Here is a 10,062-nt window from a genome sequence, read left to right as displayed (position 1 = left end):
TGGATGGAAAACGACTTATCCAAATTGTTTTATGATATTTGTCCTAACCATAACAATTTTATTTTGAACTGACTATAAGTAAAGAAGTACAGCGAAGGCTGTTAGAGTTTTTCACAGCTGAAGTGACTGCTAGAACAGCCGCAGATTTGCTTGATATTCAGCCTAATACTGCTGCACTTTTTTATCATAAAATAAGACTTGTGATAGATTACCATCTCTCATTAGAAGCTGATGAGCTTTTTGATGGTGAGGTCGAATTAGATGAAAGTTACTTTGGCGGTGTACGCAAAGGCAAAAGAGGTCGCGGGGCTGCTGGTAAAACCGCTGTATTTGGTATTCTAAAACGAAACGGTAAGGTGTATACCATTGTCGTAGCAGACACCAAACAGACTACTCTAATGCCTGTTATTAAGCGTAAAATCAAGCCTGACAGCTTTGTTTATACGGATAGCTATCGAAGTTACAATGCATTAGATGTGAGTGAGTTTAAACATTTCAGAGTCAATCACTCTATAGAGTTCATTTGCGGTAAGAACAATCACATCAATGGCATTGAGAACTTCTGGAATCAGTGCAAACGAACACTCAGAAAGTATAATGGGATTAATAAGAAGAACTTCCATTTGTTTTTAAAAGAGTGCGAGTTTAGATTCAACTATGGCTCACCATCTAATCAGCTGAAAACCTTGAGAAAATGGTGTGATATTTAATCCTTATCTACTACAGTCCCTTTATTTATCAATCAGCAGTTGTTGAATATACAGTTTTGAGCGTCATGATATTCACATAAAAGACTCAGTCATCTTGGCGACGAAACACAAAAGTGACTAACCGCTAAAATATCCATAAAACATGATAAAACCATCAGACTAAGCAGGCGTGTTAAACAACTCCCAAACCCCTTGTTGGTCTTCATTTAAGATAGGCACATCCCCTAAGCGGCGCCACGGCATATTGCTACCATGAAAGTCGCTGCCAATCGAGGTGACAAGATTGTGCTCGGCAATACTACGATCAACCATTCTACGCGTACTGATTGGTTCACTTGTGGCTGGTAGCTCACAAGCGTCACCGCCAAGCTGAGCAAACTCCCCAATCAGCTTGCGCACTCGTGTGGCCGATAGCTGATAACGAGTGGGATGCGCGAGCACCGCTCGACCACCACAAGCATGAATCAGCTCGATACCATGCTGCATCGTCAACGCCTCGATCGCCACATAAGCAGGCTTATTATCTGCCAAATATTTATCAAAGGCTTTTTGAACGGTTTTGACCTCGCCCCGCTCAAATAATACCTGCCCAATATGTGCGCGTCCAACCGCTTGTGGGTTGCCACCTGCCTTATCGAGTACGGCTTGCCACAACTCATCGAAATCTATATCCAGCAGCTCACTGAGCTTTTCGGTGATGCGCTGACCACGTGTGGCCCGACTGTCTTGTAGTTGCTGCAGAGTGGCATGCATCTTTTCGCGATCAGCAAAATCTAGCCCAAGCACATGGATGATTTTATTGGTAGATTTGTTTTTGCCATAGCCACCGCTCAACGTATGCTCACAGCTGATTTCCACCCCATTGATCAGCTGTATATCATAAGCATTAGCGGCTTCTCTTGCCTCATCAATGCCCGCCAGCGTGTCGTGGTCAGTCAGTGCCAGTACATTGATGCCCGCTGCGTGCGCGCGCTTTACTACTTCAGTTGGTGCGTAAGTACCATCCGAACAGGTACTGTGACAATGTAAGTCATATTTCATAAGATAAACCTTAATATTTTAAAAAATAAGCGTATAAACAATTTAGTAGTAGATAGTCACTATTCATATTGGTTGCTATTGATTGCTATTATTAATGATAATGTCTGAGCCAACTCTCTGGATTTAGCGACTATTGCTGCTGTATTTGATGGTTATATTTGGTCAGTGGCATGGTCATTGCTCGCAATAAGAAAGGATTGTTCTATCGGGTGCTTATATCGCAGGATTATCGTGTTGATTGCTTTTTTTTGCGGCAGTAGACGTGTAAACTACCCCATACGTTTTTGTTGGACACAACCTTTGCTATGAAAGCATTATTAGACTTTATCCCTTTGATTGCCTTTTTTATCGCGGCGCGTTATAACGGTATTTTGGCAGCGGCAGGGGCTTTGCTCGTCGCTACTATCGTTGTTTATGCCATTCACTTTATTCGCCAAAAAGGCAAGTTTGATAAGCAACAATGGGTCGTCTTACTATTAACCATTTTGTTTTGCGGTGGCACATTGCTGCTGCGTGATGATATCTATCTGCGTTGGAAATCGCCCATTATCAATGGTATTTTTGCGTTGACCTTGTTTGTCAGTGCCGCTATCAATAAGCCATTAATGCAGCTAGCAATGAAAGAAGTATTTACTTTAACACTTAGTGGTTGGAAAAAACTGACCGTTGCTTGGGCACTTTTCTTCGCCCTCATGGCTGTACTCCATTATATCACAGCATTCACCATGTCAGATGAAGCGTGGATTAACTTCAAGACTTATGGCTGGATTCCGATTATGCTGGTATTCGTCGTGGCTCAGTTTGCTGTACTCAAAAAGCATCTCAACCCTGCGCTGACGGACAAAACCACTAAATAACGGTTATGCGCTGATTGCAGCTACTGTCTTATAATTGATAAAACTGCTTTTAGAGCTCAAAGTAATCAGCCGTTAGCGTTATACGATGTATTTCAAATCAATCATTACGTTTTATTATCAACTAAGGAAGTTCCATGTCTTTATTTGTCATTATTGGTCATGATGTGGCTAATAGCAGCGCACAGCGTCTGATTACTCGCACTGAACATATTGAGCGATTACAGGCGCTAAGTCGTGAAGATCGTCTGGTGATTGCAGGCCCAACGCCGATCGAACATGGCAAGAGCGATATGTCAGGCAGTGTAATCATTGCTGAGTTTGACTCTATCGAGGCGGCACAAGCGTGGGCGAACGATGAGCCTTATTTACGTGATGGCGTCTATAGTCACGTGGATATCAAGCCATTTATTCAAGCATTGCCTGCGCCCACTGATAAAGTAGCCGCGTCGTGAGTCAGAAAGCCCTCTATTTGAATACTCGATTCTATAAAAGTAGCTTGGCTAGCCTGCTACTGATGGCAGCAGTATCAGTGCAAGCCGCGCCAACGGCACCCAACGCAGATGCAGCGAATCCTACAGTAGCCCCTATAAATCAACCTGCTGTAGGCGATGCAGCAACAAATTCAGCATTAGATATCAATGATACTCTGGCAGCACAGTTGCAACCGTCTACTAAAGCGCTGTCAGCGGCCAATCAAGAACTACTCAGCCGTAATGCACAATTGCAACGCCAAGTGAACGACTTGCAGACCCAAGCAAACGTTTTAGTCTATGAGAGCAAAGGTCAGCTGTTTTTGTATGGTGCATTTACCGTTTTGATCAGTTTGTTGGTGGGTATTTTTATCTCGTGGCTGGTGTTCGTTCGCCGTGATCGCTGGTAAGCGATGCGCTCTTTATAGATTTAGCCTTTGACCTGCTCTATTCTGCGACGTCTCATTGTATTTTTATGAACTTGATTCTGTCATCAAGAACATTTTTATTATAGTAAATCATCCTACTAAGAAGTTTCCATGTCTATCGCTCATCACACAAACGCTGAACCATTAAACACTATCACACCTGCCAAGGTTGAGTGGCAAATGGATGATACTGGAAATATGGTGCCAGTGTCTGGTGAGTTCGGCGATGTGTATTTTTCGCATGCGGATGGTCTGGCAGAGACACGTCATGTATTTTTAGAGCACAATCAGCTGCCTGATCGCTTGGCAGGCCTTGTACCACAGCAATGTTTTACGATTGCTGAATTGGGTTTTGGTACTGGGCTTAACTTCTTAGCGACTTGGCAGTTATGGCGACAGCTGCGCGATACCTACCCACAACTGGCAGATGCCCGCCTACATTTCATTACCACTGAAAAATTCCCGATACCGCTTGCAGATCTGACGCACATACTTGCCCTATGGGGTGAGCGTGCACCCGAGCTTGCTCCATTGATTGAGCCACTTTTGGCTGCGTATCCGCCTCTTATCGCAGGCTGTCACCGTTTGGATTTTTCTTATGATAATCTGACGGTCGATATATGGCTTGGTGATGCAGCCCAGAGCCTTAGCAAACTGGCAATAGAGCGCTCTCAGCAGTCTGCGCCTCAGCCTCATATCGATGCGTGGTTTTTGGATGGCTTTGCCCCTTCTTGCAACAGTACCTTGTGGGCTGACAGTATCTTTACACAGATGCAGCGCCTATCGCGTCCGCATACCACCGCCGCTACTTATAGCTGCGCAGGCATCGTCAAGCGCGGGCTCAAGGAACATGGCTTTGACATCAAAAAGGTAAAAGGTTTTGGTCGAAAGCGAGAAATGCTCACCGCCATCATGACCGATACAGACCATATTGACGTTACTAGTGATAATAAAAATTGTGATAACAAAAGCCACGATGCGAAGCAGATAACAACAGATAGCACCTTTAATCACACTGTCATCATTGGTGCAGGCGTTTCAGGGTTGCTAACGGCTTGGTCGCTTGCCAATCGCGGCATTGCGGTCACTTTATTAGACAAAACGGCGCCTCTGGCTGGCGCTTCAGGCAACCCTCGAGCATTGCTTGCCCCAAAAATGACGCCCATCCATCATGTCGACGAGCATTTGCATACCATCGGTTATCTTTATAGCAGCAGGCTATATCGAGACCTTAATCAGAAAGCCACACAGCTCAATACAGCGCCAGTACTAGAGCCGACTAGTGCGCTTGATTTACTGGTGAAAGCCAATATTAGCACCGAGCAAATCGAAGATTATCCTGATGAGATGGCAACCACCCTACCCCATGAGCAAGCACAGAATATTAGTGGAATAAAAGAGCAAGACTTATCAGAGAACTTATACTTACCACAGTCTGGTTTGGTCAATCCGCAAGCATTGAAAACTATTATATTGACACATCCGCTCATTCGCTTTCAGCAATTAGAAGTGAGTAAAATTGACGAAACTGAACAGCAAGTGTGTATTGAAGGCAGTGATCAAAATCAGGAGACTGTCTCTATTCTTGCTGATCATGTCGTTATTTGCGCCGCCTTTGAGAGTCATCAATTAGATAAGCGTATTTTTGATTGCCGTAAAATTCGTGGTCAGCTGTCTTGGTTTACGCCCAATACAGCGCAACTGGCAGACCTACCCAACATACCACTCAAATACAGCGGTTACTGTGCACCCTTTAACGCAAAAGCAGGGGATGATAACCTAAACACTGTCACCGCTGGCAAGCCATATCTATTACTAGGGGCAAGTTTTATCCGCAACGATACGGATACGGACTTAAGAGATGACGAGCATCAGATTAGCCGGGATAAGCTCGTTGCTGCCATTCCTGAGATGGCATCTATCATGCCAGCCGATACTAGCCTGTGGCAAGGGCGCGCTGGCATTCGCACTCAGACACCGGATTATCATCCAATCGTTGGGCAACTAACCAACAGTCAGCGAATTTGGACGATGAATGCAATGGGTGCAAAAGGTTATGCGTTGGCACCCATCTGCGCTGAAGCGTTAGCGGGTATGATGCTAGGGTCATTTGCGCCACTATCTAATGCAATGCTCGCACGTCTATCGCCCAATCGTACCCGTTTGCAAACACCGCTCACTTAATATCATTTAGGATGATATTCATGTACATCAAAACAACGCTTTCGACGATTCATATTATCTTGTGATATCTTTATTTAATGTTCATTCCGACAATGAGATAAGCATCATGAGCTATCATCAAACCACCATTACCCTACCTACTTATGCCCGTGGTATTCATGTCATCACGCCTATCATCGAGGAAGCCATTGCTCAGCTCATACCGTCCAGCGCCAAAGCGGGGCTGGTTCATTTGTTTTTGCAACACACGTCAGCCAGTCTCGCCATTAATGAAAATGCTGACCCAGATGTAAGATTGGACACAGAGGATTGGCTCAATAAAATCGCCCCAGCCGATCAGCCAGAGTACCGCCATACCTTAGAAGGTTCGGATGACCTGCCAGCTCACTTTAAGAGCATGGTGCTTGGGGTAAGTTTGACCATTCCTCTGATAGATGGTGTCTTGGGTTTGGGGATGTGGCAAGGGGTTTACTTATGTGAGCACAGAGACATGAAGGGTTATGGCGGACAGCGTAAGCTGGTTATTACGGTCAATACGTAATAATATAGAGTCATTAACTGGCAGGTTGACCCTTGCAAATTGCCACATTGATATAGCGCGCTATTAACGGATAAACCTGATTATGACCACTTTTGTCTTAAAATTACCAAGCTCAACAAACGCTAAGGTTCACTTTCTCAAGGCTTCTGCTCTTTTTTTGAGTTTATTTCTGCTGACTGCCTGTCAAGAAACGCCAGAACCTGAAGCACCTACCGAAACACCATCTGAAACGTCAACACAGACAACGCCAGTCACCACAAATATCAATGTCAATGAAGCGGCGGATGACAGTATAGAGAATGCTCAGAACCCATCACAGACTGAAGCTAATTCAGAGCGCGATGTGAGCTTGACTGAGTTAGAGCAAGATCTTGGAGGCACTGTCGCTGCACCAAGTAATACTGCTACATCGCCCAATCCAGAACAGGCCATTAAAGGCGCACAAATCACTGATGTCCGTTACAAAAGTGAAGCAGGCGACACCTTATCGGTCGTTTTTGAAACGTCAGCTGCAGGGTTGCTCAATGCCGTCGTCACTCGACCCAACCAGCCAAAAATGACGCTCAGCGCACCAGAAGGACAAGGTAACAACCCCACTTATCGCTCAGCTGACGGTAACGTCCAACTGGTGAGTCATGCAGGTGGCGGCACCATTGATCTTATCCAAAACAATACCGTCACTAGCTTTGATGCAGTCAGTGCTGAAGCAGAAGTCGTCACTGAATAAGTGCTAATTGTATCCTTTTTGAAAGTCTTATCTTAAATAATTAAAAAGCGGCAAACGTTACTATCGTTGCCGCTTTTTTATCTCTATTTACTGGTCTCTACTCACTCGTATTTACTTAACTTTCTGGTAGATGATTTTATTTATCCAAACCCAGTCGATTGACCAAAAAGTCCGACCAACCAGCTTATCGCCGTCCAAATTCCCCAGCCAACAAATACAATCACGATGAGTCCCAATATGTCAGGGATATGCAAGTACAGCCACGCTACTATTGGATTTCGCCAAAAAGCACCAAAGCGGCTTTGCTGCTTGTCTTCTAGTGATTGATGTAAAAAAGGCCGATCCATATGCATGGTTTCAGTGATACCATACTCTTGGTGCAAATGCTCATGTACGATACCCAATGTCTTGCGGCTAGGACGAATAAAAATATCTAGTAATGTCCCAATGCCCGGCACAATACCAACGACCATATCAATCAGCGCCAGTCTGACAGCAGGTGTCATTTTATCGGCTGGAACACCTAGTTGACGACCCAATATAAAAGCATAGCTGGTCAGTATCAGTCCTGCGACATCCCCTGCGAGAGGAATGGTAGAGAGCGCCGCATCCGCACCCATGCCTTGCTTGGTAAAAGGCACGCGGATTAGTGAATCCATCGCATTAGCAAACTTTGCCAGCTTACGCTCAGTGGCTATCACCTCCTCACGTGTCAGCCCATGCTCAGCAAGTTTTGCCTGATAATCGACGACTGAGCCATTTGTATCAGAGGATTTCTTTGCTTTAAATCTCGGCAACTTCTTAAATTTATCCATTTAGAGTCGTCCATATACAAGCAATTGCAACGAGGGCAAAAACATAGCGTCCTACCCAGATATTGGCTAAGAATGCCTGAAAGCAAGCCTGCGCATTGCGACTGGCACAAGCGCTGTTTTGTTTGGCAAACATCATCGCCACCAATGCCAATCCAAACACGGGTGTCACGCCTAGCGTTGTTGGGGCAAAGTAATGCCACATAGCCGCGCCCATCATCAGCAAAAATAGCATTTGCAGGATTGAGATAATAATCACATCATAGCGCCCAAATAATATCGCCGTTGATTTGACCCCAATCTTGAGATCATCCGCGCGGTCAGCCATTGCGTACTGCGTGTCATAGGCCACCGTCCAGCACATGTAAGCAAAGAATAATAGCCAGCACCAAATATCGGGAGCGCCCTGCACCGCCACATAAGACATCGGTATGGCCCAGCCAAACGCCGCTGCCAAAAATACTTGTGGCAGATGGGTATAGCGTTTCATAAAGGGATAAATAAAGGCCAATACAACAGCACCCAATGACCAATAAAATACGGCAACGGGTAAGAAAAACAGCAAACTGGCACTGAGTAATACCAGTACCAAAAATGCAGCAATGGCTTCTTTGCCAGATAGACGTCCATCTGCTAATGGACGACCTTTGGTGCGAGTCACATAACCATCTACTTTACGATCCGCAAAATCATTAATCGCACAACCAGCGGCGCGCATAAATATCGCACCGAGCGCAAATATCGCAAATATCTTGAGCGTTGGCAGACCTGCTGTAACTCCTTGCTGCTGGGCTTGGCCCATGGCAGCTAACAGTACGCCCCATAATGTCGGCCATAGTAGCAGCTCAATACCCACTGGTTTATCAAAACGCGTGAGCTGGATATAGGCTTGTAGTTTGTCTTTGAATGTCATGGCTTCTTATTATCGTCAATAAAGAGTTTTATATGCTTTTTTGCTAGGGCGTGTCCCTATTTTAAAAATGGTGATAAACATTTGAATTAGGGACACGCCCTAATCGTTAGATTTGTTTCCATAAGTTATTCGCCTCAATTAGAGACAATTCAGGATACTGTTCACGTAACGCTTTAATCGCAGGGATTTTGTCTTTGCGTGCTGCTTGTTGCCGCAAAAATGCCAATTGCTCTTGTGGACTGCTCAATTCCTTTAAACGTGCTTCAAGCCGAAGAATCTGAGTGCGCAGCATGATATTGACCAACAATAAGCCTGCACCCATGACCCAAATGATTAGCGTTGACATTTCCTGCTCCTGAATACATGTATTCTAAATACTCAAGCTAATGAATGACGTATGTTTATGCTGATACACTTATTTATCACAAACAGTGGCTATGAAATAATCCTCGAAAAACCGATGTCCGGCAAAATACCCATCAAAGCGCACGGCTTCATTATGCCAGCTTTCACTAAACGGCTCATCGGCAAGTAATGGCGCAAATTGTGGCCGCTTGACGATCACGCGACCTTGTCCTTGCGCGCTTCGACTCACAATTACCTTAGCACTATTTAGCAGTTGGCGCTCTTCATCTAGCGTTGGTGGGCGAGCCAATTGATGCAAGGCCTGCATGTGCTTACCAACTTTTGCGCCTTTGCCTGTCTTATTGTCTTGATAGCTATCCTCTGGAAACATGGGATCTAAATACACCACATCGACTGCATTGCCATCATTCGATATATCGTCAGCTTTTAGGCTCGCAAAATAACTCAGTGCATCAGTATTGATAATATGTAGGCGACTCATGAGCTTTTGCCAATTGGGCTGCGCATTCATACGCTGCTGTTCTGCACATAACAGCAACGCCATTAGCGGCTGCTGCTCAAGCATAATGACTTGGGCGCCCGTACTGGCCAATATCAAACTATCATGGCCAAAGCCAGCAGTGGCATCGATAACACGGCTATCTGCGGTAATCTTTGCTGCTTGCAGTAATAGCTCCGACTTACGACCAGCACTCACCACGCGGCGTTGCAATTTATCCCACTCTGGTGACACGCTCAGTCCATCACTAAGCCACGATAGCTTATCTTTTTCATCAAGCAGCAAAATAGGTTGAGAGGATGTTTGGCTCAGTTGCTGGCGACGTTTTTGTGTCAATTTCTCCGTGGAGAGCTCAGTCTTTAAGACGATTGGTAGTTTGTGCTCAGCTATTAATGACTGTAGGCGCTCAATCTGAGCTTGTTGGTTGTCATTCACATAGAACAGTTGGCACTGTACAAGGTCACCCGACTTATTATCTGTGTGATGCAGCACTGTCATAACCATCATCCTTTTT

General features: G+C 45.1%; 12 protein-coding genes. 7 read left to right on the top strand and 5 right to left on the bottom strand.

Annotated elements, in window-relative coordinates:
* The first annotated feature begins 68 nt into the window (after window positions 1-68).
* Window positions 69-710, top strand: coding sequence for an IS1595 family transposase (locus tag BTW00_RS09565; protein ID WP_075107214.1), 642 nt, complete (start codon window positions 69-71; stop codon window positions 708-710).
* A gap of 159 nt (window positions 711-869) precedes the next feature.
* On the opposite strand, the gene BTW00_RS09560 is transcribed toward BTW00_RS09565, so the two are convergent.
* The gene (locus BTW00_RS09560; RefSeq protein ID WP_075107213.1) at window positions 870-1,751 is read right to left on the bottom strand and encodes a PHP domain-containing protein; all 882 of its coding nucleotides are present in this window, start codon (window positions 1,749-1,751) and stop codon (window positions 870-872) included.
* A gap of 305 nt (window positions 1,752-2,056) precedes the next feature.
* On the opposite strand from BTW00_RS09560, the gene ispZ reads away from it, so the two are divergent.
* From ispZ to BTW00_RS09530, 6 genes are all read left to right on the top strand, one after another.
* Window positions 2,057-2,608: a septation protein IspZ gene (gene ispZ / locus BTW00_RS09555; protein ID WP_075107212.1), complete on the top strand. Its 552-nt coding sequence runs from the start codon at window positions 2,057-2,059 to the stop codon at window positions 2,606-2,608.
* Between the two features lie 134 nt (window positions 2,609-2,742).
* Window positions 2,743-3,060: a YciI family protein gene (locus BTW00_RS09550; RefSeq protein WP_075107211.1), complete on the top strand. Its 318-nt coding sequence runs from the start codon at window positions 2,743-2,745 to the stop codon at window positions 3,058-3,060.
* Window positions 3,057-3,488 carry a hypothetical protein gene (locus BTW00_RS09545; protein WP_075107210.1) on the top strand — a complete coding sequence of 144 codons (432 nt, stop codon included), beginning with the start codon at window positions 3,057-3,059 and terminating at the stop codon, window positions 3,486-3,488. The genes BTW00_RS09550 and BTW00_RS09545 overlap by 4 nt, the downstream gene beginning before the upstream one ends.
* 129 nt (window positions 3,489-3,617) lie before the next feature.
* Window positions 3,618-5,690, top strand: coding sequence for an FAD-dependent 5-carboxymethylaminomethyl-2-thiouridine(34) oxidoreductase MnmC (gene mnmC / locus BTW00_RS09540; RefSeq protein ID WP_075107209.1), 2,073 nt, complete (start codon window positions 3,618-3,620; stop codon window positions 5,688-5,690).
* Window positions 5,691-5,796: 106 nt separating this feature from the next.
* Entirely contained in the window at window positions 5,797-6,231 is a 435-nt protein-coding gene (locus tag BTW00_RS09535) for a secondary thiamine-phosphate synthase enzyme YjbQ (protein ID WP_075107208.1), read from the top strand.
* 157 nt (window positions 6,232-6,388) lie between these two features.
* A complete protein-coding gene (locus tag BTW00_RS09530) occupies window positions 6,389-6,958 on the top strand; it encodes a hypothetical protein (protein ID WP_256714047.1) in 570 nt (189 codons plus the stop codon).
* Between the two features lie 140 nt (window positions 6,959-7,098).
* Here BTW00_RS09530 and BTW00_RS09525 read toward each other — a convergent pair whose 3' ends face one another.
* The 4 genes from BTW00_RS09525 to BTW00_RS09510 form a co-directional block, all read right to left on the bottom strand.
* Window positions 7,099-7,773, bottom strand: coding sequence for a DUF4112 domain-containing protein (locus tag BTW00_RS09525; RefSeq protein ID WP_075107206.1), 675 nt, complete (start codon window positions 7,771-7,773; stop codon window positions 7,099-7,101).
* Window positions 7,766-8,683, bottom strand: a complete 918-nt coding sequence (ubiA, locus tag BTW00_RS09520) for a 4-hydroxybenzoate octaprenyltransferase (protein WP_075107205.1) — start codon at window positions 8,681-8,683, stop codon at window positions 7,766-7,768. The genes BTW00_RS09525 and ubiA overlap by 8 nt, the downstream gene beginning before the upstream one ends.
* Window positions 8,684-8,789: 106 nt before the next feature.
* Window positions 8,790-9,029, bottom strand: a complete 240-nt coding sequence (locus tag BTW00_RS09515; protein ID WP_075107204.1) for a hypothetical protein — start codon at window positions 9,027-9,029, stop codon at window positions 8,790-8,792.
* A 69-nt stretch (window positions 9,030-9,098) separates the two neighbouring features.
* On the bottom strand, window positions 9,099-10,046 hold the full coding sequence (locus tag BTW00_RS09510; RefSeq protein WP_075107203.1) for a class I SAM-dependent methyltransferase: 948 nt from the start codon (window positions 10,044-10,046) through the stop codon (window positions 9,099-9,101).
* Window positions 10,047-10,062: the final 16 nt, after the last annotated feature.

The organism is Psychrobacter sp. C 20.9 (assembly GCF_001921765.1).
Lineage (GTDB): Bacteria > Pseudomonadota > Gammaproteobacteria > Pseudomonadales > Moraxellaceae > Psychrobacter > Psychrobacter piscatorii_B.
Note: the sequence above shows the minus strand (reverse complement) of the source record. Positions and strands in the feature narration are given on the sequence as shown.

Excerpts from the sequence above, each read along its gene's own strand:
- BTW00_RS09560 (WP_075107213.1), bottom strand. The coding sequence starts at position 1,751 with ATGAAATATGACTTACATTGTCACAGTACCTGTTCGGATGGTACTTAC.
- ispZ (WP_075107212.1), top strand. The coding sequence starts at position 2,057 with ATGAAAGCATTATTAGACTTTATCCCTTTGATTGCCTTTTTTATCGCG.
- BTW00_RS09550 (WP_075107211.1), top strand. The coding sequence starts at position 2,743 with ATGTCTTTATTTGTCATTATTGGTCATGATGTGGCTAATAGCAGCGCA.
- mnmC (WP_075107209.1), top strand. The coding sequence starts at position 3,618 with ATGTCTATCGCTCATCACACAAACGCTGAACCATTAAACACTATCACA.
- BTW00_RS09535 (WP_075107208.1), top strand. The coding sequence starts at position 5,797 with ATGAGCTATCATCAAACCACCATTACCCTACCTACTTATGCCCGTGGT.
- BTW00_RS09525 (WP_075107206.1), bottom strand. The coding sequence starts at position 7,773 with ATGGATAAATTTAAGAAGTTGCCGAGATTTAAAGCAAAGAAATCCTCT.
- ubiA (WP_075107205.1), bottom strand. The coding sequence starts at position 8,683 with ATGACATTCAAAGACAAACTACAAGCCTATATCCAGCTCACGCGTTTT.
- BTW00_RS09515 (WP_075107204.1), bottom strand. The coding sequence starts at position 9,029 with ATGTCAACGCTAATCATTTGGGTCATGGGTGCAGGCTTATTGTTGGTC.
- BTW00_RS09510 (WP_075107203.1), bottom strand. The coding sequence starts at position 10,046 with ATGACAGTGCTGCATCACACAGATAATAAGTCGGGTGACCTTGTACAG.